This window comes from Limnohabitans rimovensis (SeqCode) (assembly GCF_965234775.1).
GTDB classification, from domain to species: domain Bacteria; phylum Pseudomonadota; class Gammaproteobacteria; order Burkholderiales; family Burkholderiaceae_C; genus Limnohabitans; species Limnohabitans rimovensis.
Window position 1 is genome coordinate 236,507 of the sequence record NZ_OZ248566.1, and the last position, 25,051, is coordinate 261,557.

Sequence of the window (25,051 nt, forward strand, 5' to 3'; positions counted from 1 at the left end):
CCATGAACGCACCCAATACCCTTCGCGAGTTGTTGCCTGCCGGTGTGCAAGGCACAGAGTTGATCCACGAATCGGCCCATTTGCACGTCACGGGTGAGGCGGTGTACACCGACGACATCCCCGAGCTGCGCGGTACCTTGTATGCCGCCCTGATCAAGTCCCCAGTGGCCCATGGCGAGCTGATCGGCGAGGGCATTGACCGCGCCGCTTTGCTCGCCGAGCACGGCGTGGTGGCGGTGTTCACCGCCCGCGATATTCCCGGCGAAAACAACTGCGGGCCCATCGTCCATGACGACCCGTTTTTGGCCGATGGCAAGGTGGAGTTTTTGGGCCAGGCGGTGGCCGTGGTGGTGGCGCGTGAAATGATTTATGCCCGCGAAGCCGCCAACCGCGCCAAGGTGGCTGTGCGCGAATTGCCAGCCATTTTGACCATCGACGACGCCATGGCGCAGCAAAGTTTTGTCATGCCTTCCAAGGGCATCAGCCGGGGTGACGCCAGCGCCGCTTTGGCCAGCGCGCCCCACCGCTTGCAAGGCCAAACCCATTGTGGCCAGCAAGAGCAGTTTTATCTGGAAGGGCACATCACTTACGCTGTGCCGCGCGAAGACGGGCAACTCACTTTGTATGTGTCCACCCAGCACCCGGATGGCAACCAGCGCGAGGCCGCAGCGGCCTTGAACCTGACCACCAATGACGTGGAAGTGATTTGCCGCCGCATGGGCGGCGGTTTTGGTGGCAAAGAGGGCAATGCCAGCATCTTCAGCCAAAGCGCGGCCTTGGCCGCGTACAAGCTGCAAAAGCCTGTCAAGCTGCGCGTCAACCGCGACGACGACATGATGATCACCGGCAAGCGCCACGACTTTCGAATCGACTACGACGTGGGCTTTGACGACAGTGGCCGCATCTTGGGTTTGGATGTGACCTTGTATTCACGCTGCGGCTACAGCACCGACTACTCTGGCCCGGTCAACGACCGCGCTTTGCTGCACATCGACAACTGCTACCACATCCCGCATTTGAAGGCCATGAGCCACCGCTGCAAAACACACATGCAAAGCGCCACCGCTTTCCGTGGGTTTGGCGGGCCACAAGGCATGTTTGGCATCGAGACCATGGTGGAGCAAATCGCCAACACCTTGGGCAAAGACCCGCTGGATGTGCGCCGCATCAATTTGTACCGCGACCCGGCGGTCTCCGGCGACCCGTCTACGTTGATGACCCAATATGGCCAGCGCATCGAAGACTGGATTGGCGACAAAGTCCTCGACCAACTCGAGGTCGAGTCCGCCTACCGCGCCCGGCGCGAAGCGGTGAATGCCTTCAATGCCAAGCACAGCCAACGCAAGCGCGGCTTGGCCATGGTGCCTTTGAAATTTGGCATCAGCTTCACCGCCACCATGCTGAACCAAGGCGGCGCTGTGATCAGCATTTACATGGATGGCTCTGTCAGCGTCAACCACGGCGGCACCGAAATGGGCCAGGGCCTGAACACCAAGATGGCCCAAGTCGCCGCCGATGGTTTGGGCATCTCCGTCTCCAGCGTGCGCGTGACCGCCACCGACACGCAAAAAGTGCCCAACGCCTCGGCCACGGCCGCGTCCAGCGGGGCCGACATCAATGGCGCGGCGATCAACAACGCCTGCGACCAAATGCGTGCCCGCTTGGCACCGGTGGCGGCGCGCTTGCTCGGCTGCGATGCCAGCGAAGTGCGTTTTCACAGCCATGCGGCCCATGCCGGTTCGGCCCAAGGCGCTGCGTCGGTGCCCTGGGAAAAAGTGGCCAAGCAAGCCTGGCTAGACCGCGTGGGTTTGAGCGTCACCGGGTTTTACATGACGCCTGAAATCAAGTACGACTTTCAAACCCTGAAAGGCCAGGCGTTTTATTACTTTTGCTATGGCGCGGCAGTGACCGAGGTGGAGATCGACACCCGCACCGGCGAGTGGTGGCTCAAAGCGGTGGACATCGTCCACGACGTGGGCCGCAGCATCAACCCAGCGGTGGACAAGGGCCAAATTGAAGGCGCCTATGTGCAAGGCATGGGCTGGCTCACCATGGAAGAGTGCATTTGGGACAAAAAAGGCCGCTTGCTCACCCATGGGCCCAGCACCTACAAAATTCCGGTGGCTGGCGATGTGCCCGAGCATTTCAAGGTCAGTTTGTTTGATGGCGAAAACGTCAAAGCCACGCCCTTCAAAAGCAAGGCCACCGGTGAGCCTCCGCTGATGCTCGCGTTGTCCACCTACTTTGCGATGCGCGACGCGGTGTCGGCCAGTGCCAATCACCAGGTGCTGGTGCACATGGATGCACCGGCAACGCCCGAGCGCATTTTGTTGGCCTGCGAGCGCGTGCGCGCCCAACTCAGCGCCTGATTCAGCGCTTGCGCCAGCGACCCAAGTCCCCCATACCGCCGCAGTGCGGTGGGGGCAAGCTCAGCGCTGACCTTCGGTCAGGGTGTCGAGTTGGAAGCGCCCGCTTTTGTCCCACAACCAGGTGTCGGTGTAGGTGGCTTGGCCCAAATGGATGGGGGCAGGGTAGGGAGAAGCCGCCATCACGGTGCGCTCAATTTCTTTGATCACATCGGGTGCATGTTTGGGTGCCCGTCGCCATTCCACCCGCAGCACATGGCCGCGCCGGTCCACCACCACATCCATCACACCCACCGCCTTGAGCAAGGGCGGCAGCCGACCGGTGTAGATCCGGTGCGCGTTTTGTTCGTAAATGTGGCGCGCTGCATCTTTGCGAAACTCTCGTTCGCTGCGCGCTTTGGACACCAACACGGGTGCCGGTTCTGGCGCTATGACCGGTGGCACTGGTTTGGGGGGAGCCACGATCACCACGGGTTCAGGGCGGTGGGGCGGTTCGATCACCGGTGGGGCCACGGCCACGGGGGGGGGACTCACGCAAGCTGCCAACGCCAACGCCATGACAGGCCAAAACAGTTGGGTTCGCCAGTGGCGGTGATGCAGGTGCAAGTGCAAGATATTCATGGATTGCAAACTTCTGGCGTGCGCAAGGGGCACGGCATTCACAGAACAAAACGAGCGCGTGCGCCATACTGTGCGCTTGTTTCATCCTTTGTGGCACAAAGGCAAACCCGGAGAAACTTTTGTATTCATTGTCTGATTTGATCCCCATGTTGCAAGCCGCGCCTGCCATCTGGGTCAGCGTGCGTTCTGTCCAGGGTTCGGGCCCGCGTGAGGAGGGCGCTTGGATGGCGGTGACTGCCAGCGCCATCGTGGGCACGGTGGGCGGCGGGCATTTGGAGCACGAGGCCATTCGCTTGGCCCGCGCCGCTTTGGCGGGGTCGACATCGGCCGAAGCGACTTTGTCTGCGCCGGTGTCGTTTGAGCACCGCTATGCCCTGGGCCCGAGCTTGGGCCAATGCTGTGGGGGCGTGGTGGTGCTGGGTTTTGAGGGCATCACCGCCAGCGACCTGCCGCGTTTGCAAGCGCAAACCCAAGCGCAGGCCCAAGCCGTGGCCTTGTTTGGCGGCGGTCATGTGGGCAAGGCCTTGATCGAGGTGCTGGGTCGCTTGCCCATGTCGGTGCTGTGGGTGGACAGCCGCGATGAAATCTTCCCGCCCCAAGTGCCGGCCAATGTGCGCTGTGAACACTCCGATCCCGTCCAGCAAGCCGTGTGGGACTTGCCCGCTGGCTGCCATGTGCTGATGATGAGCTTCAGCCATGCCGAAGACCTCGACATCTTGGCCGCTTGTTTGCAGCGTGCGCGCCAACACAAGGACCTGCCCTACATCGGCCTGATTGGCAGCGACACCAAATGGGCCACTTTCCGCCATCGCTTGGAGGCCAAAGGCTTTGGCCCGGATGACTTTGCCCGCGTCACCTGCCCGATTGGCATACCGGGCATCGAGGGCAAACAACCCGAGGTGATTGCAGTCGCAGTGGCCGCCCAGTTGCTCCAGCGCTAAAACTGTATACACTTGCCACTCCTGTCGCAGCGGAGCGGGGCCTCACCCTTGTTCGCGACCTGTTCTCCCCCTCACAGCGCCCGCAGTGGTGAGGGTGACACCGTCACACCGAGCTGACCGAGACATTGACATGGAAACATACTTTTTAGACTGGGCCAACCTTTTGCTGAGGTGGGTGCACGTCATCACCGCCATTGCCTGGGTGGGGTCATCCTTTTACTTTGTGTTTTTGGACAACAACCTGGTGCGCCCGAATTCGCCCGACTTGCTGGAAAAGGGCGTTGACGGCGCCATGTGGGCGGTGCACGGCGGGGGCTTTTACAACCCGCAAAAGTACATGGTGGCACCGAAAAAAATCCACACCCCTTTGCATTGGTTTTACTGGGAAAGCTACAGCACCTGGCTGAGTGGTTTTGCCCTGTTCACCGTGCTCTACCTGTGGAATGCGGGCACTTTTTTGATCGACCAGTCTTTGTTCGCCTGGTCGCCAGTGGCCGCTGGCGCCACGGCCGTGGGTTTGTTGGTGGCGTTTTGGTTTGTTTACGACGCCATCTCCCGCATCTTTGGGTTTCGCGAAAACGGCGAGGCCTGGGTCGGTGGCTTGATGTTCCTCGTGATCGCCTTTTCGTGTTGGCTCACCTGCCAGTTGTTTGCCGGTCGGGCGGCCTTTTTGATCGTGGGCGCGATGATCGCCACTGCCATGAGCGCGAATGTGTTTTTCTGGATCATTCCCGGCCAACGAAAAGTGGTGGCCGCCATGACCTCTGGCAAGACCTATGACCCGATGGAGATGGCCATCCACGGCAAACGCGGCAAGCAGCGCAGTGTGCACAACACCTACTTCACCCTGCCGGTGCTGTTTGCCATGTTGTCCAACCATTACAGCTTTTTGTACACCCACGAAAAGCACTGGCTCATCTTGTTGCTCATGATGTTGGCCGGCGCCCTCATTCGACAGTTTTTTGTGCAGCGCCACGCTTGGAACCACCAGCGCGCCGCCAACCCTTGGCCGTTTGCCGCAGCAGGGGTGGTCATCATCATCGCTGTGGTGGTGTGGCTGCGCCCAGCGCCCGCAGCAGCCCCCAGCGCCGCCCCCGCTGTGGCCACTTTGGCCCAAGTGCAAACCATCGTTGCCCAGCACTGTGTGTCCTGCCATGGGGAGCAAGTGCAAATGAAAAACATCCGCTTGGACAGCGCAGACACCCTTCGCCAACACGCGCAAAACGTCTACCAACAAGTGGTCGTCACCCGCCAAATGCCGATGAACAATTCCACCGGCATCACCGAGGGTGAACGCGCCACCATTGGGCGATGGTTTCAGGCGGGGGCCAAGGCGGATTGAGGGGAGTGTTTTAGACGCTGACAGGATATGGCGGTGGCTTGAAAAACGCCATCAGCAAGAGACTGGCAGCGACGTGGTTACCCCAAGTCAACTGCTGAAAAGCTCTGCGTGAGTACCAGCCCGAACGAAGTGGATGCGGTTCTCCACCACCTGGTAAATCAACAAAAAATCCCCGCCAATATGGCATTCGCGGTGGTCCGACCAGTCGCCTTTCAGGGGGTGGTCTAGCCACTCGGGCCCCAGCGGTGCATCGTTGGCCATCAACAGCAACATGGCCTCTTTGAGCCTTGCCATGTCGTACCGACCCGAGTGCGACAAGCGCTGCCAATCCTTTAAAAAGACTTTGGTGTAGTTGGCTAAACGAGGCGGATCTGCCCGTTTAGGCTTGGCTGTTTTTTTCAAGTTCAGCCAAGAGTTCGTCAACCGTGGCAAAGCCCGCACGGCCTTTGGCCATCATGGCGCGGGACTCCTCCATCGCAGCCAGCGTTTCGGCGTTGGGTACTTTGAGTTCTAGCGGAAACGCTTGGTCAATCACCACGCGGCGCAAAAACAAACGCACTGCGTCAGACATGGACAAACCCATGGCAGACAAAGCCACCGTGGCTTGCTCTTTGGTGTCGTCGTCCACACGGATGTGGAGCATGGAAGTTTGTGCGCTCATCTGGCCCCCTGCTTGATTGCGTGAATTTTGTATCTCAAATGAGATTTTGTCAAGGTCTCTTGTAGATTGGCTTTGCCTGTTTGCTCGCAAGCCAATTGCAAATCGCGCTCTTCACGCTCGGTCAATCGCACAGTCAGGGTGCTCATTTCAATCCTTTCAACGCCATATTCAAAGGGGGCAGCCCGTACGACAACGCAATACCGCATTCTCAAGCTTGCATATCCCCATGACCACTGCCACCCCAATGAAGATGCTTTTAGATAATGAAACTCAGACAGCGCGTGTTTGGGTGATGCGTTGATAAGCCCAAGTGAACACCGGCCACAGCAAAATCACAAAGGTGCCGATGGCCAACCCATGGGCCTGTCATGCCCTCAATGGGACCCAGCCGCCAAGGTCTGGGCCAGCTGGTTGTGCCGCTCAATCAGGGGCCCCATGTCCACCGTGGCCAGCTGCCCTTGGCGCACCACCACACGGCCGTTGACGATGGTGAAGTCGGCGTTGTCACTGGCGCACAGCAGCAGGGCGCCCACTGGGTCGTGGACGGCGGCACCGGCCATGCTCAGGGTGTCGGTGCGAAACATCGCGATGTCGGCGCAAAAGCCAGGGGTGATTTGCCCAATTTCATGTGCACGCCCCAGCACCTGGGCGCCCCCCCGGGTGGCCAGGTGAAGCGCGTCGCGGGAGGTCATTTCGGCGGGTCCCAAGTCGCAGCCAAACACGGTGCGCCCTTGCTCTTGGCGCGGCGCGTCCATCGCCCGGCCCACGCGCGCGAGCAGCATGGCTTGGCGCGCTTCGTTGAGCAAGTGGCCCGCATCGTTGCTGGCGCTGCCATCCACGCCCAGACCCACGGGCACGCCGGCGTTGAGCATGTTGCGCAAGGGCAAGATGCCGCTGGCCAAGCGCATATTGCTGCACGGGCAGTGGGCAATGCCGGTGCGGGTTTTGGCAAACAAATAGGTGCCGGCTTCGTCCAGCTTGACGCAATGGGCATGCCAAACGTCTTCGCCCACCCAGCCCAGGTCTTGCGCGTACTGGGCGGGCGTGCAGTTGAATTTTTCTTTCGTATAGGCGATGTCGTGGTCGTTCTCTGCCAAGTGGGTGTGCAGGCGCACGCCGTGGGCGCGGGCCAGTTCGGCCGATGTGCGCATCAGGTCTTGGCTCACGCTAAAGGGCGAACAAGGGGCCACGGCCACATGGGTCATGGCGCCAAAGCGGGCGTCATGGTGCGTCTCGATCAAGCGCTGGGTCTCTTTCAGGATGAAGGCTTCGTTCTCCACCACGCTGTCAGGTGGCAAGCCGCCTTGTGACTGGCCCACGCTCATGCTGCCGCGAGTGGCGGTGAAGCGCATGCCCATGGTGTGCGCGGCCTCGATGCTGTCGTCCAAGCGCACGCCGTTGGGGTAGATGTAGAGGTGGTCGCTGCTGGTGGTGCAACCGCTGAGCAGCAACTCGGCCATGGCGACTTGGCTGGAGACACGCACCATCTCGGGGGTGAGGCCTGCCCACATCGGGTAAAGCCCTTGTAGCCAGCCAAACAGCTCGGCGTTTTGCACTTGAGGCACGGCCCGGGTCAGGCTTTGCACCATGTGGTGGTGGGTGTTGACCAAGCCGGGCACCACGACATGGCGGCGCGCATCGATGACTTCGTCGGCGCTGCTCAGCCATTCGGCGGGCACTTCGGCCGCATTCACAACGGCTTGAATGCGCCCGTCGCGCACCCAAATGGACGCGTCGCGCCATTCGGTGCCCGCGTCGTCCTGGGAGGCAATGCATTGGGCTTGGTGGATGAGCAGACTGGGCATGGTTGATCCATAAAACAGTGGGTGACAAAGTGTCGCATGGCACAGGGCTGGGACCGGGGCCAGGGCCCAGGCGGTATATTCACCCACCACGTGTCCAACCGACCCATGTCCAGCCCTTTGACGCCTCCCCCCACTACCGCGCCCATGCCCTTGTTGGCTCTGGAGGGCATCACCAAGCGTTACCCCTCAGTGGTGGCCAATGATGCGGTTTCACTGCGCGTGATGCCGGGTGAAATCCATGCGGTGTTGGGTGAAAACGGCGCTGGCAAGTCCACCCTGATGAAGGTGATTTACGGGGCCACCCAGCCCGATGCCGGACGCATTTTGTTCCAAGGCCAGGAGGTGCGCATTGCCAATCCGCAAGTGGCGCGTCAGTTGGGCATTGCCATGGTGTTTCAACACTTCAGCTTGTTTGACAGCTTGAGCGTGGCACAAAACGTTTGGTTGGGTTTGGATGCGCAATGGACTTTGCCCCAGGTGCGCGCGCGCATTGTTGAGAAGGCTGCCCAATACGGTTTGGACATCGAACCCGAGCGGCCGGTGCACACCTTGAGCGTGGGTGAGATGCAAAGGGTGGAAATCATCCGCGCGCTGCTCACCGAACCGCGCCTGCTGATATTGGACGAGCCCACTTCGGTGCTCACCCCACAAGCGGTGGACAAATTGTTTGTGGTCTTGCGCCAATTGGTTGCCGAGGGTCGCAGCATTTTGTACATCAGCCACAAACTGCATGAAATCCGTGCCTTGTGCACCCGCTGCACGGTGTTGCGCGCTGGCCGCGTCACGGGGGAGTGCGATCCGCGCCTGGAGAGCAACGCGTCGCTGAGCCAACGCATGATTGGCGCCGAGCCACCCACCGTGCAGCGCCAGCGCCAAAAACCTGGCGCGGTGGTGATGCAGGTGATGGACCTGCATGTGCCGCGCAGCGAGCCCTTTGGGGTGGACATCCATGGGGTGAATTTCAGATTGCGCGCTGGAGAAGTGTTGGGCATTGCTGGTGTATCGGGCAATGGGCAGCGCGAGCTGTTGGCCGCTTTGTCGGGCGAGGACTGCCGCGCCAAAGCCCAAGCCATGGCGCTTGACGGGCAAGCCGTTGGCAACTGGTCGCCTGCGGCGCGGCGCGCTTTGGGTTTGCACTTTGTGCCCGATGAACGATTGGGACGCGGTGCTGTGCCGGGCATGGACTTGGCGCACAACCTGTTGCTCACCCGACAAGAGGCGGTGGGGCGCTGGGGCTGGATTCATTTGCGCGCGTTGCGCGCCCAAGCGCAAGCGGTGATCGAGCGTTACCGTGTCAAGGCCAGTGGGCCACAAGCCCTGGCCCAATCTTTGTCGGGCGGTAATTTGCAAAAGTTCATCGTCGGGCGCGAGATCGATGCACAACCGCGGGTGCTGTTGTTGTCGCAGCCCACCTGGGGGGTGGACGTGGGCGCGGCGGCCCACATCCGCGCGGCCATTTTGGGCTTGCGCGAGGCCGGTTGTGCGGTGCTGGTGGTCAGCGAAGAGCTCGATGAATTGTTTGAACTGTGCGACGGCTTGCATGTGATGGCACAAGGCCGTTTGTCACCGCGTGTGGAGCGTGATCAAGCCGACGTGGCACTGATCGGCAGTTGGATGAGTGGTCTGTGGCCGCCACAAGCCAGCGCTGCATTGGCGGGGGCCGCATGATTCGTTTGGAGCCCCGTGCATTGCCTTCAACCGCATGGACCTGGGCTGCGCCCTTTTTGGCCCTGGCCTTGACGGTGGTGTTGGGGGTGATGCTGTTTGCTGCGTTGGGCAAAGACCCCGTTGCGGCCTTGCGGGTGTTTTTTTGGGAGCCGATCAAAAGCCCTTATGCCCTGGGGGAGTTGGTGGTCAAGGCCACACCGTTGCTCATCATCGCACTGGGTTTGGCGCTGTGCTTTCGCGCCAATGTGTGGAACATTGGGGCCGAGGGTCAGTACGTGATGGGGGCGATTGCCGCATCCGGGGTGGCTTTGCAGTTGGCTGGGGTGGCTGGTGCCTGGGTATGGGTGATCGTGGCCGGGGTGCTGGGCGGCATGCTGTGGGCGGCGTGCGTGGCCTGGTTGCGTGAGCGCTTTCACGCCAACGAAATTTTGGTCAGCCTGATGCTGGTGTACGTGGCGGTTCAGGTCTTGGGTTATTTGGTGTTTGGGCCCTGGAAAGACCCGGCAGGCTACAACTTTCCGCAAACCCAAACCTTTGATGCGGCGACCCGCATCCCGCGATTGATGAGCGGCTCGCGCGTGCATTGGGGCATGGTGCTGTCCCTGGTGGGCGTGCTGGCCTTGTGGGTGTTTTTGTTTCGAACCCGCGCAGGTTGGGCGCAGCAAGTTGGCGGCTTGGCCCCGATGGCAGCGCGTTACGCGGGCTTTTCTTCTCGCCAATCGCTGTGGGTGGCTTTACTGGTCTCGGGTGGTGCGGCGGGTTTGGCTGGTGGCTTGGAGGTGGCAGGCCCGATTGGCCAACTCACGCCGTATGTGCCTGCAGGCTATGGCTTTGCCGCCATCATCGTGGCGTTTGTGGGCCGCTTGCACCCGGTGGGCATGGTGTTTTCGGCGCTGCTGATGAGCATGTTCTACATCGGGGGTGAGTTGGCGCAGTCGCGCTTGGGCTTGCCCAAATCGCTCACGGGGGTGTTCCAGGGCTTGCTGTTGTTTTGTTTGCTCACCTGCGATGTGCTGATCCATCAGCGCGTGCGCTGGGTGCCTGCCGCCAGGGGGACAGCCTGATGGAGACCTACGCGCTGCTGCTGGCGGCCACCCTGCAAGCCGGCACGGTGCTGGCTTTGGCGGCCTTGGGCCTGCTCATCAATGAAAAAGCCGGTGTCGTTAACCTCGGGGCCGAGGGCATGATGTTGTGCGCAGCGATTGCAGGCTTTGCCACCGTGGTGCACACCGGCAGCGATGCCCTGGGTTTTGCCGCGGGCATGTTGGCTGGCGCGCTGATGGCTGCTGTCTTTGGTGCCTTGGTGGTGGGCCTCAACACCAACCCTTATGCCACCGGTTTGGCGCTGAGTTTGCTCGGCACGGGTTTGTCGGCCTTTGTGGGGGTGTCGTATGTGCAAGCCAAAGTGCCCGAGCGCCAAAGTTACGCCGTGCCATGGTTGAGCGATGTCCCGTGGCTGGGGGACGCGTTGTTCAAGCACCACCCCATGGTGTACGCCGTGATCGGATTAACCCTGTTTTTAATGTGGTGGTTTGAGCATACGCGCACTGGTTTGGTGCTTCGTGCGGTGGGCGAGTCGCCCCAATCGGCGCATGCCTTGGGCCACCCGGTGCGGCGCATCCGCATGGCAGCGGTCATCGCTGGTGGCGCTTTGTGCGGTTTGTCGGGCGCGTATTTGTCCATCATTTACACCCCCTTGTGGGTCGAGGGCATGGTGGCGGGCAAGGGCTGGATCGCCTTGGCCCTGACCACTTTTGCCACCTGGCGTGCTGCGCGCGTTTTGTGGGGCGCGTATTTGTTTGGTGGGGTGACCATGCTGCAGTTTCACCTGCAAGCCAGTGGCTGGGAAATACCCAGCCAGTTTTTGAGCATGTGGCCTTATCTGGCCACCATTGTGGTGCTGGCCTTGATTTCGAAAAACCCCATCTGGATCAAAGCCAATATGCCGGCCTCGCTTGGCAAATCCTTCACACCGGGCTCATAATGCCCCTTGTTTTTTTTCGTTCATCAAAGGAAATTTCATGACGCATGTGAGCAAACGTTCTTGGTTGAAAACCCTGGCCTTGGGCACCGTGGCTGCGGCCGTGTTGGTGGCTTGTGGCAAAAAAGAAGAACCCAAAGTGGTGGAGGCGCCCAAGCCCGAACCCCTGAAAATCGCCTTCGCCTATGTCGGTCCTGTGGGCGACGGCGGCTGGACGTTTGCACATGACAACGCGCGCAAGGCCATCGAGGCTGAGTTTGGCGACAAGATCAAAACCTCGTTCGTTGAGAACGTGCCCGAGTCGGCCGACGCTGAACGCGTCATCCGCGACATGGCCAGCCAGGGCAACAAGCTGATTTTTGGCACCACCTTTGGCTATATGGAACCCATGCTCAAAGTGGCAGCCGATCACAAGGACATCAAGTTCGAGCACGCCACCGGCTACAAACAAGCTGAAAACATGCGCACCTATGACAGCCGCACCTATGAGGGTGCTTACATGGCGGGTGTGATCGCAGGCAAGATGACCAAGAACAACACCTTGGGTGTGGTGGCCTCCATTCCCATCCCTGAGGTGGTGCGCAACATCAACTCCTTCACCCTGGGTGCGCAATCGGTCAACCCCAAAATCAAAACCAAGGTGGTGTGGGTCAACGAGTGGTTCAACCCGCCCAAAGAGACCGAAGCCGCGACTTCATTGATCAATGGCGGTGCCGATGTGCTGTTCCAAAACACCGATTCAGCCGCAGTGCTCAAAACCGCCGAAGAAAAAGGCAAGCGCGCGTTTGGCTGGGACTCGGACATGACCGCCTACGGCCCCAAAGCCCACTTGGCTTCGGCCATCATCAACTGGACGCCTTACTACAGCAAAGCCACCCGCGAGGCCTTGGAAGGCAAGTGGACCGGTGGTGCTGGCGTGTGGTGGGGCGTGAAAGAAGGCGCGATCGACATCGTCTCCATTGCTGAAGACGTGCCTGCCGACATCAAGGCCAAAGTGGCTGAGATCAAAGCGGGATTGAAAGACGGCAGCTTTGTGATTTGGAAAGGCCCGATTGTTGACAACACGGGCAAAGAGGTTTTGAAAAAGGGTGATGCAGCCGATGACAAGTTCTTGGGCGGCTTGAACTTCTACGTCAAAGGCGTGGAAGGCAAAGTACCGGGTGGCGACAAAAAGTAAACCAACCGGTTGCTGATGAAAAAAACCGCCGCAAGGCGGTTTTTTTTCGGGCGTCAAAAAGCCTGGGGCAAAATCATCGCCACACTTTGACCGATGAACATGTGCATTGGAGACGCGAACCATGAATTTTTCAGCCATCGACCCAGCCCGCTTGCCAGAGCTGTTGTGCGCCATGCCCAAGGCCGAGTTGCATTTGCACATTGAAGGCAGCTTGGAGCCCGAGTTGATGTTTGAGTTGGCCCGACGCAACCAGGTGCGATTGCCCCATGCGGATGTGGCGGCGGTGCGCGCGGCCTATGCCTTCACCAATTTGCAAAGCTTTTTGGATATTTACTACGCTGGCGCCAGTGTGCTGCAGCAACCGCAAGATTTTTATGACTTGGCGTGGGCTTACTTCGAGCGCGCAGCCGCCGATCATGTGGTGCATGCCGAGATCTTTTTTGATCCGCAAACCCATACCCAGCGCCGCGTGTCCATGCGCACCGTGGTCAGTGGTTTGCACCGCGCTTGTGAAGACGCGCGCACAAAGTGGGGCATGGATGCGCAATTGATCATGTGCTTTTTGCGCCATCTGAGCGAGGACGAGGCCTTCGAGACCTTGGAGCAAGCCATGCCGTTTCGCGACCAAATCGTGGGCGTGGGATTGGATTCCAGCGAGGTGGGCCACCCACCTGAAAAGTTTTTGCGCGTTTTTGCGCGCGCGCGGCAACTGGGTTTTCGTTGTGTGGCCCATGCGGGCGAGGAGGGGCCACCGGCATACATCTGGTCGGCCTTGGATGGCTTGCATGCCGAGCGCATTGACCATGGGGTGCAGGCCACACAGGACGCTGCCCTGATGCAGCGCTTGGCCCAAGAGCGCATGCCCTTGACGGTGTGCCCCCTGTCCAACATCAAGCTGTGCGTGTTTCCCGATATGGCCGCGCACAATTTACCGGCCTTGCTGGACGCGGGTTTGTGCGCATCGCTGCATTCCGATGACCCGGCCTACTTTGGCGGTTACATCAATGAGAACTTTTTGCAAACCTTTGCGGCATTGCCCTTGACCGCAGCCCATGCCTACCAACTTGCACGCAACAGCTTTGAGGCCAGTTTCGTGTCAGAGGCGCAAAAGCAAGCTTGGGTGGCACAGTTGGATGCCTGTTTTGTGGTGTTCGGTGCATAAAACGCAGCATGGGTGTCGCCTGCGTGCACGCCCTGTGCCGCGTGTACTGGCTTTCCACATTGACAAGGCGATGGGCTGAATGCACATTTGCGGCATGTTTTTGGAGACCTTTGATGTTGAAACGTTTGACCCGCCGCAGCCTGGCTTTGGTTTTGTCTTTGGCCTGTGTGGGCGTGATGGCCCAAAGCGATTACCCGAATAAACCCATTCGCATGGTGGTGGCTTGGCCACCTGCCAGTGGCATTGACATCGTGATGCGCCACATCTCTGAGGCTTTGCGCGTCGAGTTGGGACAGCCGGTCATCATTGAAAACCGCGCTGGTGCTGCGGGTGCTTTGGGCTCGGTGGCAGTGGCCAATGCCGCGCCCGATGGCTATACCTTGTTGTTCAACTCGGCGGCCATGAACATGCTGGCCGCCATGGGCACGCCCACGCAGTACAGCATGCCCGACTCATTCACCCCGGTGGTGAACGTGTTTTCTTCGCCCATGGTGTTGGTGGCACATCCGTCGCTGGACATCAAGTCACCCCAAGACCTGGTGGCCCTGGCCAAGGCCAAAAAAGGCGATTTGTTTTATGCCACTTCAGGCCACGGTGCACCTTCGCATTTTGTGGCCGAGTTGTTCCGTGCCCGCACCGGCATCGAGGCCACCGCTGTGCCCATGAAGGGCTCGCCCCAGGCCATGCTGGAGCAAATTTCAGGTCGGGTGGCATTCCACTTTGCCGTGGCTTCTACCGCCTTGGCCCCGGCCAAAGACGGCAAGGTCAAGGCGGTGGCGGTGACCAGCAAGTCGCGCTTGTCTGTCGCCCCAGACATTCCCACCATGGAAGAGTTGGGCTTTAAAAACTTCAATGCCAGTTACTGGAATGGGGTGTTTGGCCCCAAAGGTCTGCCGGCACCGATCGCGGAGCGCTTGGCCAATGCCTTCAATAAAGTGATGGCCCGCCCCGACATCCAGGAAAAGCTCATGCCCACCGCCAATGAGATCGACACCAGCAGCAGCCCGGCACGATTCACCAGCATGATCCGTGACGACTTGGCGGTGTGGAGCGAAGTGGTCCGTTACGCCAAGATCAAACCCGAGTGATCGGGCTTGGGGTCGGCTGGCCGGTGCTCAAGCCCGTGCTTGCCAGCCCCCATCAATGGGAATGGGTGTGCCGGTGATGTCACCCGCATCATCGCTGCACAAAAAAGCCGCCAAGGCCCCAACTTTGCTTGGCTGAACAAAGCGTTTGGAGGGTTGGCGGGCTTTCAAAAAATCCGCCGTCAATGCCTCTTCGGACACACCGGCGTCTTGCGCCCTTTGGGTGATGAGTTGTTTCAAGTGTGGCGTGTGCACGGCAGCCGGGCACAGCGCATTGCAGGTGATGTGGTACTCGGCGCATTCCAAGGCCACCACCTTGGTCAGCCCGACCAAGCCATGCTTGGTCGCCACATAGTCGCTTCGGTTAGCCGTGCCTTCCACACCATAAATGGATGCGAGGTTGATGATGCGGCCCCAATTGCGCGCTTTCATGCCAGGCACCAAGCGGTGCATGAAGTGGTAGGGCGCTGTCAAATTCACCGCCAGCGCATACGCCCATTTGTCGGGTGAGAGGTTTTCAATCGTCGCATCGTGGCGCGTCACTGCGTTGTTGACCAAGATGTCGATGTGGCCGTACAGCCGCTCGGCCTCGATGACCATGGCGTCGATGTCTTCGGGTTTGGAGATGTCTGCACCGTGGTAGTGGGCTTGGGCACCGGTGTCGCGCAACACCTGCAATTGGTTTTGGATCAAAGCATCGTCACCAAAGCCATTGATCAACACGTTGCAACCTTTGCGTGCCAGGGCCGCAGCGATTTCAAAACCAATGCCCCCCAACGAGCCAGTGATCAGGGCAGATTTTCCTTGGAGCATGGTTGTCCTTGTGTGAGCAGTTCAATGGTTCATTGGCCGTGGCGCAAACGGGTGCCCAAAATTTGTCCGGTGGTGAAGCTGCCACCCACGCCCGCCAAAAACAACAAGGTTTGTGCCGCTTGCTCGGGCAGGTTGGCCGTGCCCAGCACATCAAGGGCAATTTTTTCGTCCCACAGGTGGGGGTTGGCGTCGCGCGCCAAAGGGGTGTCGGTCATGCCGGGGTTCAAGCCATTGACGGTGACGCCGTATATCCCCAGGCTCAGCGCCAGGCTTTTGGTCAGGGCAATCATGCCGCCTTTGGAAGCCGCGTAGTGCGCATAGGTTTGGCTGCCATACAAACCGCGGTCAGAGGTGAGCAGCACCATGGTGCCGCTTTTTTGTTGCACCATGGCCTTGGCCACTTCGCGGGTGATGAAAAAACTGCCATCCAAATTGATGCGCAAGGTCTCGCGCCATTGGTCGTCGCTCATCTCCAGCAACGGACAAGCCTGGCAAATGCCCGCCGCATGGATCAGCACATCGATGCGGCCATGTTGCGCCACGCTGAGGTCGACCAAGGCTTTGCATTGGCTGGAGTCGCCCACATCAAATGCCATGCTGTGCACCGATGGCGCTTGGCTGCGCAACGATGCGCTGAGCGTTTGCAATGCGGCGTCGTTTCGATCGGCCAACACCAAGCGCGCACCCTCACGGGCAAACAATTCGGCGCAGGCTTTGCCGATGCCTGATGCAGCGCCGGTGATGAGGATGGACTTGTTGCGGATGGTCATGCTTGTTCTCCAGATTGACACCCAAATGAGATTAACATAAGATGAAAAAATCCCACGATGCGAGATAATCAAAATGCAAAAAACAGCCCCCAGGGACTTCAAGGTTTACAAAGAAGCGGACTATCCGCAAGACAAAAAAGCAAGCCCTTATCCCGATTGGCCACCCCAAGCTTTTCACGTCAGCCACCTCGGTGAAGGCTCTTTCAAAACCGATGGATTCCGGCCCTGGGCTTTGTCCCGTGACATGGGCATGATCGAAGCCACGGGCGGCATGGTGGACGTGCATGTCAACCGCCGCGCCAAACCCTACGACCCCGCAGAAATTGCGCACCGCCACTTTCACAATGTCCACTACCAAATGGTTTATGTGCTCAAGGGTTGGGTGCGCAGTGAGTTTGAAGGCCATGGCGAGCACCTGATGAAAGAGGGCAGCTGCTGGTTGCAGCCGCCGCGCATCAAGCACACGGTACTGGGCTTTTCCGATGACCTGGAAATTTTGGAAGTCATCATCCCCGCCAATTACGACACGATTAACCTTAACGAGCCGCCCAAGGGAACACCCGATCCAGCAGGAGGAGCCCCCCATGCGCGATAAGCTCGATGCCATGCGCGGCAAACGCGCTTTGATCACTGGGGCCAGTGCCGGCATTGGCCGCGCCAGTGCCATTTCTTTGGCTGAATGCGGTGTGCATTTGGTCCTGACCGGTCGCAAGCTGGCCGAGCTCGAAGCCGTGGCCCAAGAATGCCGCGCCAAAGGTGTTCAAGTGGTGGCCCTGTCCGGTGACTTGAATGACAAACCCTTTGTGCGTCAGTTGGCGCAAACCGCGCATGACGCCGATGTGTTTGTGAACAACGCAGGCATCTTGAACTACGCGCCCATTTTGGACATGCCGGTTGAAGAATGCGAACAGATGTTCGCCACCAACGTGATCGCTTGTTATGACATTTCGCGCGAAGTGGCCCAGCACATGGTGGCGCGCGGTGGTGGCCACATGATCTTCATCACCTCGGGTTCGGCGCGCAGCGTGGGCATGCATGCGGTGGTGTATGCCGCCACCAAGCACGCGGTGTCTGCATTTGCCAAAGGCTTTCGCTTGGAGCTCAAAAGCGCCAATGTGCGGGTCACCGAGTTGGCCCCGGGCATGGTCGATACCGACATGCGCAAGGGCATCACCCACCCCGATGTGCTCAAGGCTTTGGCGGCGCGGCCCTACCAACCCATTTCGGCGCAAGACGTGGCCGATGGCGTGGTCTATGCGGTGTCATGCCAAGCGACCAACAGCCCGGATTTGATCGAACTGCGCCCACCCCGCGCCTGAGGCAGACCATGGATTTGGGACTGAAACAACAAACCGCGCTGGTCACCGGCGCATCGCAAGGCATTGGCCGTGCGATCGCCATCGCACTGGCCCGTGAGGGTTGTCACCTGCATTTGGCGGCGCGCAACCCCGAGGTCTTGGCCGCCTTGGCCCAAGAGTTGACACAAGCCCACGGTGTGACCGTGCACACCCATGCGCTGGACTTGAGCCAGCCGGGTGTGGCCGATCAATTGGCCGCCGATTGCGGGCCCATCGACATATTGGTCAATAACGCGGGCAATACCCCACGTGGCACGTTGTTTGAAGTCGACGAGGCCACTTGGCGACAGGGGTGGGAGCTGAAAATTTTTGGCTACATCAACCTGACCCGCGCCGTTTACCGCGAGATGTTCAAGCGCCAGCGTGGCGTGATCGTGAATGTGATTGGCATTGGTGCTGAAAAATTGGAATACGCTTACGCCGCGGGTTCGATGGGCAATGCCGCCTTGGTGGCCCTGACCAAAACCCTGGGCAGCGTGAGCTTGGACCACGGCGTGCGCATTTTGGGGGTGAGCCCCGGTTGGGTCGAAACCGAAAAAGCCAAACGCACCCTCAAGCGCCGCGCCACCCAAGAGTTGGGTGACGAAAACCGCTGGCGCGAATTGACCGCACATTTCCCGCGCGGGCATTTGATCCAGCCCGATGAAATCGCCGATGTGGTGGCCTTTGCGTGTTCGCCCAAAGCCAGCGCCATATCAGGCCATGTGATCACGGTGGACGCGGGCTTTGCCGCGCGTGGCTATGCGCCGCCCGTGATCAAGCTGTGATGCGCACCGAAAGTCCCATGCCCAACACCTTGCAACAAAAACTCGCCGCGGGTGAAGCGGTCAAGTTGGTGTCCCTGCGTTTGAGCCACCACATCGATGTGGTGCACATGCTCAAGGCCGCTGGCTTCGATGGTTTTTACATCGATGCCGAACACGGCATGTACAGCCTGCGTGATATTTCCGATCTGTGCCAAATGGCCCAAGCCTGTGGCCTCACGCCTTGGGTGAGGGTGCACAGCGCGACCGTGGGTGCGATCGGTCCGGTGCTTGACGCAGGCGCCCAGGGCATCATCTTGCCGCATGTCAACAGCGCCGCAGAGGCCGCGCTGGCTGTGGACCTGTGTCGCTACCCGCCCCAAGGCCATCGGTCCATGGCGGCTTTGGGGCCCGCCTCCGCTTATCAGCGGGTGCCGGCCAAAGATTCGCTGGTGCAGCGCAATGCAGCGGTGATGGTGGTGGCCATGATCGAAACCCAATCGGGCTTGGACCAAGCGCACGCCATTGCCGCTGTGCCGGGTGTGGATGCTTTGATGATGGGGCCGATGGACTTGAGTTTGGAGTTGGGCATCCCTGGCGAGTTGCGCCACCCACGCATCTTGGCCGCTTACGCCGCCAGCTTGAAGGCAGCGGTGGCCGCTGGCAAGCACTTCGTGTGTGGCGATGCGGGTGGCCCGCCTGTGGCGCAACTGGTGGCCCAGGGGGCGCGCATTTTGCTCGGCAGCAATGACGCCAATTACCTGCTGCAAGCCCTGACGCAAGCGGCCCAAACTTTGGACCGCGAGGCGCAGGTCAGTGGTTCTTGAGCGCCTGACGCCTGCCCCAGGCCATGGGGGCAGGTTGGCTTGATCGGTGTTGGGTCAATCGAAGCCGGGTGGCTCGTCGACGTTGACGGTGTCAAAGGTGCCGGGGATGATGATCTCCAGCACCTCCAGGTCGTCTGAATATTCCAGCACCGTGTGTTTGATGCCCGCTGGTTGGATCCAACAACTGCCCGCGACCATCATGTGTTCGCCTTGGCCTTCAAACTCCACCCGGTTCCAGCCTTTCAGGACATAGACCATTTGGAATTTGACGTCATGAAAATGGCGCTTGCTCACCGCGTTCTCATCAAACGGGCGACCGCGTCCGTTCACATGGGCATCGACCAAGCCACCGGTGGCCTCTTTGGCGCCCAAATCGCGATACACCACATAAGGGCGCAGGCCTTCGCCTTTGAACTCCGACGTGGCCAGGTGGCTGACATGGAATTTTTGGATGGGCCATTGGCCCAAGTCGCGCATGGCGGTTTCGGCCTTCACTGGGTGCAAGGGGGGATCGTAGGTTTTGGGTTTGGGTGTCATGGGGTTCTCCGGAGTGGTGGGACGGCTCTGCAGTTGGTGCAGCCTCAGTCGGCGCGGATGTGGGCATCTTTGACGATGCGGCTCCAGGTTTTTTGCTCTTTGGCGATGTACGCCGCAAATTCGCTGGGTGGACCGCCGCCGCCGACGGCGTTGTCGGTGGCAAAGCGTTCTGTGACGGCATTGGATTTGAGCGCTTTGAGGCTTTCTTCTTGGATCTTCTTCACCACATCGGCAGGCGTGCCAGCGGGCACCAAGATGCCATACCACTGGGCGGTTTCAAAATCTTTGAAGCCCATTTCCGCCACGGTGGGGATGTCGGGCAAACCAGAAATGCGCTGCTGGGTACCCACTGCAATCGCGCGCAATTTGCCGGCCCGGATGTGGGCCCCCAAGGCGGGCAGGCCCGCCGAAGATGCATGGGTGCGGCCGGCCAATAAGTCGGCCAACTGCGGCCCCGTGCCGCGGTAGGGGATGTGGGTGAGGGAGATGCCGGTGACCAGCTTCAAGTACTCCATCGCCAAGTGCCCGGCGCTGGCGTTTCCGGCCGAACCGTAGTCGAGCTTGCCAGGGTTTTTCTTGGCGTAGGCGATGAACTCTTGAAAGGTTTTGGCCGGCACATCGGGGTGAATGACAAACACATTGGGCACTTTGGCCAACAAGGTCACGGGCATGAAGTCTTTGTTGACGTCGTAAGGCTGGTTGCTCAGCATGTAGGGGTTGACCGCCAAGGTGCCCACATGGCCCAAGATGAGGGTGTGGCCATCGGGCACCGACTTGGCGGCTTCGACCATGGCCACGGTGCCGGCACCTCCCGGTTTGTTTTCCACAAACACCGACTGCCCCAGGCCTTTGGTCAACTCTGCGGCCACCGAGCGGGCCACGATTTCGCTGGTGCCACCGGGGGCAAAGGGCACCAAAAACCGCACAGGTTTGGTCGGCCAGTTGCTGGCTTGTGCTGTGGCCCAAGTTGCGCCCATGGCCAATGCCCCAGCACTTTGCAGCCAGGCACGGCGGGTCAGCGCATCAAAGGGTGAGGCAGTCTTGGACATGGGGGGTGCAATCGTTCAAGGGGTTGGCGAAATGGGCATGCCAGACTGGGCACTCAAAACTGATAGCGGCGCAAACCACCATCGACGGGAATGACCGCACCGGTGATGTAACTGGCCCGGGGAGACGCCAAAAAGGTGACCAAATTGGCCATGTCCTCGGGCTCGCCATAGCGCGCCATGGGAATTTCGTTCTCGCATTGCCACTGGCGATATTCGGGGGTGTAGTTGCGAAAAATTTGCTCCGAGTGGATGCGCCCAGGCGGCACGCAATTGACGGTGATGCCGTGCGGCCCCACCATGCGCGACAAGCCTTTGGCCCAGGAATGCATGCCGGCTTTGGCGCAAAAAGCGCCGTTCACATGGTCGGGCTCGCTTTTGCCCGTGATGTTGATGATGCGCCCCCAGCGGTTGGCAATCATTTGGTCGATCAAGGCGTCGGCGAGTTGGCGCGGGCGGTGAAAGTTCAGCGTCATCGCCTCTTGCCACTGGGCTTCGCTCACATGCAGGTCTTTGAAGCTGCGCGAGCCACCGGCGTTGTTGATCAAGATGTCCACCCGACCCAGGCCTTTCAGGGCCGCTTGGCTCAGTTGTTGAGCGGCATCTTCGGCATACATGTCTTGGGCGATCAGGATGGGCGCTTTGCCACCAGCGGCCACGATGGCGGCCGCCACCGCTTGCAGCTTGTCCATGCGGCGCGCGGTCAATGCCAGTTGCACCCCTTCAGCAGCCAGGGCCAGAGCAATGCCTTCGCCAATGCCCACAGAGGCACCGGTCACCAAGGCGGTTTTGTCGTTGAGTTGCATGTCCATGGGGGGAGTCCTTTCGCTGGGGTTGTTGTTCTAATGGATGTGGGGTCGCTGGCGTTCAGGCAAGCTCACTCTGAGCCCAGACGCAAGCGGTTGGGCAAGCGTTTTTCAATCGCAAATTTGAGCAAGGCCGCCACGCGGTAAATGCCGTGGGCAAATTTGCCGTATGGCATGGTGAGGAAAAACGCCATCACAGTGGCCAAATGGATGGCCAAGCTCAGCGGCAGGGCGGCGGTTTCGCGCAGGGCCAGCAGAACCAGGCCACTGGCACCGCACAAGAACAGCAGGGCAATGAAGGCGCGGTCCATGGGCTTTTGGGCGGCGTCGCCATGCTCGGGGTGGCGGTGCAGATTGAGCCACAACAAACCCACAGGGCCGATCACCAAGCCAATGCCACCCACCGTGCCCAAGACCACCGGCAGGCTGGTCAACGGGTAGGGTGCCACCCAGCCAAAGGCATAGTGGTAGAGCGTGGCCACACTGGTGGCGGCAAAGCACAGCATGAAGCCGTAAAAAGTGGCGTGGTGAAAACGCTTGCGCCACAGGGTGGTGCTGTCATCGGACTCGTTGCAACCCAGGCCATGTCCGCCGTCCAGGTATTTGAGGCGCAGCGCATCATGGGCGGCTTCGGCGCTGGCCGCGCTGTGGATGGGTGCGGGCGCAGAGCCGTCCATGGGCAAGACGGCGCGCCAAAAATCGCGCACACCCACGCCCAAGGCGAACACGCTCCAAGCAAACACCGGCGCAAACATCCACACCAGCAAGCCATGCGGGAAGATGGCGTAAAAATTTCCACCTTCAATGCGTTGCCACCACGTGCCTTGCACCACCATGGTGGCAATCAAGAACAAGGCCAAGGACAGGCTCAAGGCCCAGGCCACGGTCAGGCCATTGCGTTGGTACAGAGTGCCCAAAGCGCGCGGCCAGGCAAAGCGTTCGTAAGTGGTGATGCGCACTTGCGCCAGCGATTGCGGCACGTTCACGCCAAACGGGTTGGGCGGTGCGTATTGGCAGGCGTGCAAGCATGCGCCGCAGTTGTGGCACAAATTGGCCAGGTAATGGGTGTCGGCGGCGGTGAATTCCAGGCGCCGCGTCATGGCGGGGAACACCGCGCAAAAGCCTTCGCAATAGCGGCAGGCGTTGCAAATTTGCATGATGCGCGCCACCTCGGCTTCGGCCGGCCCCATGTGCAGACCGCCTTGCGCCAAGGCCCTTGCCTGGTCGGTGAGGCTTTGCAAAGATTCAAGCTGCGACATGGTCTACCCCCTGATGCAAAGCAGCTTGCGCCGCGTGTTGCCCGGCCACCCGGCCAAAAATGGTGCCGATGGTCATGCCCACCCCGGCGGTATAGCCCTGGCCCAGCACATTGCCCGACATCACCTCGCCCGCCGCAAACAAGTTGGGGCTGGGTTCACCGCGCACAAACACCGCCGCTTGGTCATTGACTTTGACGCTGAGGTAAGTGAAGGTGATGCCCGGTCGCAGCGCGTAACCATGGTAGGGCGGCGTGTCGATGCGCCGCGCCCAATGGGTTTTGGCGGGGGTGATGCCTTCGGTGTGGCAGTTGTCGAGCACGGCATGGTCGAACTCGCCTTCAACGCAAGCTGCGTTGAATTGCGCCACCGTATTGACCAAGCTGTCGGGGTTCAAGCCGAGTTTTTCGGCCAACTCGGGCAGGCTGTTGGCGGTGATGGGCGGAAACACCGAGGGCATGAACCGACCGACCGCTTTGGCGTCAATGATGGCGTAACCAATTTGGCCTTGTTGGCCAGCGATCAGGCGGCCCCAAATGGCGTAGCGCTTGGGCCAAAAGTCTTCGCCCTCGTCATAAAAACGCTGGCCATGCTGGTTGACCATGATGCCCAGCGACACGCAATCCAAGCGGGTGGTGATGCCGCCATCAAACAAAGGTGCGCGCGCGTCAATGGCCACGCAATGCGCTTGGGTGGGGTCGCCAATGGCGTCGGCGCCGCTTTCGAGCATGTGCTTGAGCAACACGCCCATGTTGTAGCGGGTGCCGCGGATCAAAAAGTTGTCTGCGGTCCACTCGCCCCATTGGTTTTGGCCCCAGGCTTCGCGCTGCCAAGGGATGTTGGACTCGTAGCCCCCACACGCGACCACGCAGGCACGGGCGGCAAACCGCCGCTCGCCCGCCCAAGCGGCGACAAAGCGCGGGCCGTCCCATTCCAGGCGATCCACCTCGGTCTCGTAAAGGATGTCCACGCCCAGCTTTTCGGCGCTGCGGAAATAGGCATTGATCAGTGCTTTGCCCCCGCCCATGAAAAAAGCATTGGTGCGCGACAGGTGCAAGGTGCCCGACAGCGATGGCTGAAAGTGAACGCCGTGGCTGCGCATCCAATCGCGGCAGCGTGAGGACTCGCGGATCACCATGCGGGTCAGGTGCTCGGTGGTCTTGCCCGCCGTGACCTTGAACATGTCTTGCCAGAACTCTTCTTCTGGGTAGGCCTCGGTGAGCACGTCTTCGGGCGCATCGTGCATGCAGCGCAGGTTGCGGGTGTGCACCGAGTTGCCGCCGCGCCACGCTTTGGGAGCGGCTTCGAGCAACAGCACTTTGGCGCCAGCTTCGCAGGCGGTCAAGGCGGCGCACAAGGCGGCATTGCCGCCCCCCACCACGATCACGTCCCACACGGTTTCGGTCATTGCAGTGTCATTCATGGGGCCAGACTGTAGCGGTTTTGGCGGTCCAAGCCCCCATCAGCGAGTCCGCTGCGCGGCACCTAAAATGCGCCCATGAGCATCAAATCAGACAAATGGATTCGCCGCATGGCGCAGCAGCACGGCATGATCGAGCCCTTCGAGCCCGGCCAGGTGCGCGAGGTCAATGGGCAAAAAATTGTCAGCTATGGCACCAGCAGCTATGGTTACGACATCCGCTGCGCGCCCGAGTTCAAGGTGTTCACCAACATTTACAGCACCGTGGTGGACCCGAAGAACTTTGACGAAAAGAGCTTTGTCGACATCACCGCCGATGTGTGCATCATCCCGCCCAACAGCTTTGCCTTGGCGCGCACCATGGAGTACTTTCGCATTCCACGCAATGTGCTGACCATTTGCCTGGGCAAAAGCACCTATGCGCGCTGTGGAATCATTGTCAATGTGACGCCTTTTGAGCCCGAGTGGGAAGGCTATGTCACCTTGGAGTTTTCCAACACCACCCCGTTGCCGGCCAAAATTTATGCGGGTGAAGGCTGTGCCCAGGTGTTGTTTTTCGAGAGCGACGAGGTCTGCGAGACCAGCTACAAAGACCGGGGCGGTAAATACCAAGGCCAAGTCGGCGTGACCCTGCCCAAGGCCTGATTTGCCCGCTGATTCGGGGCC

The 25,051-nt window shown here is 60.1% G+C and carries 25 protein-coding genes; 14 read left to right on the top strand and 11 right to left on the bottom strand.

Annotated features, from left to right (window positions below):
- The first annotated feature begins 2 nt into the window (after positions 1-2).
- Positions 3-2,369, top strand: coding sequence for a xanthine dehydrogenase molybdopterin binding subunit (xdhB, locus tag AC8GFZ_RS09985; RefSeq protein ID WP_506644732.1), 2,367 nt, complete (start codon positions 3-5; stop codon positions 2,367-2,369).
- A gap of 60 nt (positions 2,370-2,429) precedes the next feature.
- On the opposite strand, the gene AC8GFZ_RS09990 is transcribed toward xdhB, so the two are convergent.
- Complete coding sequence (locus AC8GFZ_RS09990; RefSeq protein ID WP_506644733.1) at positions 2,430-2,900, bottom strand: hypothetical protein; 471 nt, start codon at positions 2,898-2,900, stop codon at positions 2,430-2,432.
- Between the two features lie 206 nt (positions 2,901-3,106).
- Here AC8GFZ_RS09990 and xdhC point away from each other — a divergent pair, with 206 nt between their 5' ends.
- Together xdhC and AC8GFZ_RS10000 are read left to right on the top strand one after the other, a co-directional pair.
- Positions 3,107-3,928 carry a xanthine dehydrogenase accessory protein XdhC gene (gene xdhC, locus AC8GFZ_RS09995; RefSeq protein ID WP_506644734.1) on the top strand — a complete coding sequence of 274 codons (822 nt, stop codon included), beginning with the start codon at positions 3,107-3,109 and terminating at the stop codon, positions 3,926-3,928.
- Positions 3,929-4,058: 130 nt separating this feature from the next.
- A complete protein-coding gene (locus AC8GFZ_RS10000) occupies positions 4,059-5,270 on the top strand; it encodes a urate hydroxylase PuuD (RefSeq protein WP_506644735.1) in 1,212 nt (403 codons plus the stop codon).
- 87 nt (positions 5,271-5,357) lie between these two features.
- Here the strand turns inward: AC8GFZ_RS10000 and AC8GFZ_RS10005 are convergent, their stop codons facing one another.
- The 3 genes from AC8GFZ_RS10005 to AC8GFZ_RS10015 all read right to left on the bottom strand — a co-directional run bounded on the left by AC8GFZ_RS10005 (position 5,358) and on the right by AC8GFZ_RS10015 (position 7,736).
- A complete protein-coding gene (locus AC8GFZ_RS10005) occupies positions 5,358-5,672 on the bottom strand; it encodes a type II toxin-antitoxin system YafQ family toxin (protein ID WP_506644736.1) in 315 nt (104 codons plus the stop codon).
- Positions 5,650-5,931, bottom strand: a complete 282-nt coding sequence (locus AC8GFZ_RS10010) for a type II toxin-antitoxin system RelB/DinJ family antitoxin (RefSeq protein WP_506644737.1) — start codon at positions 5,929-5,931, stop codon at positions 5,650-5,652. The genes AC8GFZ_RS10005 and AC8GFZ_RS10010 overlap by 23 nt, the downstream gene beginning before the upstream one ends.
- Positions 5,932-6,305: 374 nt before the next feature.
- Positions 6,306-7,736 carry an 8-oxoguanine deaminase gene (locus AC8GFZ_RS10015; protein ID WP_506644738.1) on the bottom strand — a complete coding sequence of 477 codons (1,431 nt, stop codon included), beginning with the start codon at positions 7,734-7,736 and terminating at the stop codon, positions 6,306-6,308.
- A gap of 105 nt (positions 7,737-7,841) precedes the next feature.
- Here AC8GFZ_RS10015 and AC8GFZ_RS10020 point away from each other — a divergent pair, with 105 nt between their 5' ends.
- The 6 genes from AC8GFZ_RS10020 (at position 7,842) to AC8GFZ_RS10045 (ending at position 14,812) form a co-directional block, all read left to right on the top strand.
- Positions 7,842-9,404 carry an ABC transporter ATP-binding protein gene (locus AC8GFZ_RS10020; RefSeq protein ID WP_506644739.1) on the top strand — a complete coding sequence of 521 codons (1,563 nt, stop codon included), beginning with the start codon at positions 7,842-7,844 and terminating at the stop codon, positions 9,402-9,404.
- A complete protein-coding gene (locus tag AC8GFZ_RS10025) occupies positions 9,401-10,468 on the top strand; it encodes an ABC transporter permease (protein WP_506645108.1) in 1,068 nt (355 codons plus the stop codon). The genes AC8GFZ_RS10020 and AC8GFZ_RS10025 overlap by 4 nt, the downstream gene beginning before the upstream one ends.
- Positions 10,468-11,388 carry an ABC transporter permease gene (locus AC8GFZ_RS10030; RefSeq protein WP_506644740.1) on the top strand — a complete coding sequence of 307 codons (921 nt, stop codon included), beginning with the start codon at positions 10,468-10,470 and terminating at the stop codon, positions 11,386-11,388. The genes AC8GFZ_RS10025 and AC8GFZ_RS10030 overlap by 1 nt, the downstream gene beginning before the upstream one ends.
- A 37-nt stretch (positions 11,389-11,425) precedes the next feature.
- Positions 11,426-12,562, top strand: coding sequence for a BMP family ABC transporter substrate-binding protein (locus AC8GFZ_RS10035; protein WP_506644741.1), 1,137 nt, complete (start codon positions 11,426-11,428; stop codon positions 12,560-12,562).
- A gap of 121 nt (positions 12,563-12,683) precedes the next feature.
- Positions 12,684-13,724 carry an adenosine deaminase gene (locus AC8GFZ_RS10040; RefSeq protein WP_506644742.1) on the top strand — a complete coding sequence of 347 codons (1,041 nt, stop codon included), beginning with the start codon at positions 12,684-12,686 and terminating at the stop codon, positions 13,722-13,724.
- Between the two features lie 113 nt (positions 13,725-13,837).
- Positions 13,838-14,812, top strand: coding sequence for a Bug family tripartite tricarboxylate transporter substrate binding protein (locus AC8GFZ_RS10045; RefSeq protein ID WP_506644743.1), 975 nt, complete (start codon positions 13,838-13,840; stop codon positions 14,810-14,812).
- Between the two features lie 27 nt (positions 14,813-14,839).
- Here AC8GFZ_RS10045 and AC8GFZ_RS10050 read toward each other — a convergent pair whose 3' ends face one another.
- Both AC8GFZ_RS10050 and AC8GFZ_RS10055 read right to left on the bottom strand, forming a co-directional pair.
- Positions 14,840-15,622: a 3-hydroxybutyrate dehydrogenase gene (locus tag AC8GFZ_RS10050; protein ID WP_506644744.1), complete on the bottom strand. Its 783-nt coding sequence runs from the start codon at positions 15,620-15,622 to the stop codon at positions 14,840-14,842.
- A gap of 29 nt (positions 15,623-15,651) precedes the next feature.
- Positions 15,652-16,392 (bottom strand): SDR family NAD(P)-dependent oxidoreductase, encoded by a 741-nt coding sequence (locus AC8GFZ_RS10055; protein ID WP_506644745.1) that lies wholly within the window; start codon positions 16,390-16,392, stop codon positions 15,652-15,654.
- 73 nt (positions 16,393-16,465) lie between these two features.
- Between AC8GFZ_RS10055 and AC8GFZ_RS10060 the strand changes: the two genes are divergently transcribed.
- From AC8GFZ_RS10060 to AC8GFZ_RS10075, 4 genes are read left to right on the top strand one after another with little or no spacing between them, the layout of a single operon-like run.
- On the top strand, positions 16,466-16,987 hold the full coding sequence (locus tag AC8GFZ_RS10060; RefSeq protein ID WP_506644746.1) for a cupin domain-containing protein: 522 nt from the start codon (positions 16,466-16,468) through the stop codon (positions 16,985-16,987).
- A complete protein-coding gene (locus AC8GFZ_RS10065) occupies positions 16,977-17,711 on the top strand; it encodes an SDR family oxidoreductase (protein WP_506644747.1) in 735 nt (244 codons plus the stop codon). Before AC8GFZ_RS10060 ends, AC8GFZ_RS10065 begins: the two co-directional genes overlap by 11 nt.
- A gap of 8 nt (positions 17,712-17,719) precedes the next feature.
- Entirely contained in the window at positions 17,720-18,517 is a 798-nt protein-coding gene (locus AC8GFZ_RS10070; RefSeq protein WP_506644748.1) for a short-chain dehydrogenase/reductase, read from the top strand.
- Positions 18,517-19,320, top strand: coding sequence for an HpcH/HpaI aldolase family protein (locus AC8GFZ_RS10075; protein WP_506644749.1), 804 nt, complete (start codon positions 18,517-18,519; stop codon positions 19,318-19,320). Before AC8GFZ_RS10070 ends, AC8GFZ_RS10075 begins: the two co-directional genes overlap by 1 nt.
- Positions 19,321-19,374: 54 nt before the next feature.
- Here the strand turns inward: AC8GFZ_RS10075 and AC8GFZ_RS10080 are convergent, their stop codons facing one another.
- The 5 genes from AC8GFZ_RS10080 to tcuA all read right to left on the bottom strand — a co-directional run bounded on the left by AC8GFZ_RS10080 (position 19,375) and on the right by tcuA (position 24,361).
- Positions 19,375-19,857, bottom strand: coding sequence for a cupin domain-containing protein (locus tag AC8GFZ_RS10080; protein ID WP_506644750.1), 483 nt, complete (start codon positions 19,855-19,857; stop codon positions 19,375-19,377).
- A 44-nt stretch (positions 19,858-19,901) separates the two neighbouring features.
- The gene (locus tag AC8GFZ_RS10085) at positions 19,902-20,906 is read right to left on the bottom strand and encodes a Bug family tripartite tricarboxylate transporter substrate binding protein (RefSeq protein WP_506644751.1); all 1,005 of its coding nucleotides are present in this window, start codon (positions 20,904-20,906) and stop codon (positions 19,902-19,904) included.
- 53 nt (positions 20,907-20,959) lie between these two features.
- Positions 20,960-21,715: an SDR family oxidoreductase gene (locus AC8GFZ_RS10090; RefSeq protein WP_506644752.1), complete on the bottom strand. Its 756-nt coding sequence runs from the start codon at positions 21,713-21,715 to the stop codon at positions 20,960-20,962.
- Positions 21,716-21,780: 65 nt separating this feature from the next.
- The gene (gene tcuB / locus AC8GFZ_RS10095) at positions 21,781-22,968 is read right to left on the bottom strand and encodes a tricarballylate utilization 4Fe-4S protein TcuB (protein WP_506644753.1); all 1,188 of its coding nucleotides are present in this window, start codon (positions 22,966-22,968) and stop codon (positions 21,781-21,783) included.
- On the bottom strand, positions 22,955-24,361 hold the full coding sequence (gene tcuA / locus AC8GFZ_RS10100) for an FAD-dependent tricarballylate dehydrogenase TcuA (RefSeq protein ID WP_506645109.1): 1,407 nt from the start codon (positions 24,359-24,361) through the stop codon (positions 22,955-22,957). Before tcuA ends, tcuB begins: the two co-directional genes overlap by 14 nt.
- Positions 24,362-24,463: 102 nt before the next feature.
- Here tcuA and dcd point away from each other — a divergent pair, with 102 nt between their 5' ends.
- Positions 24,464-25,030, top strand: a complete 567-nt coding sequence (gene dcd, locus AC8GFZ_RS10105; RefSeq protein ID WP_506644754.1) for a dCTP deaminase — start codon at positions 24,464-24,466, stop codon at positions 25,028-25,030.
- The last annotated feature ends 21 nt before the right edge of the window (positions 25,031-25,051 follow it).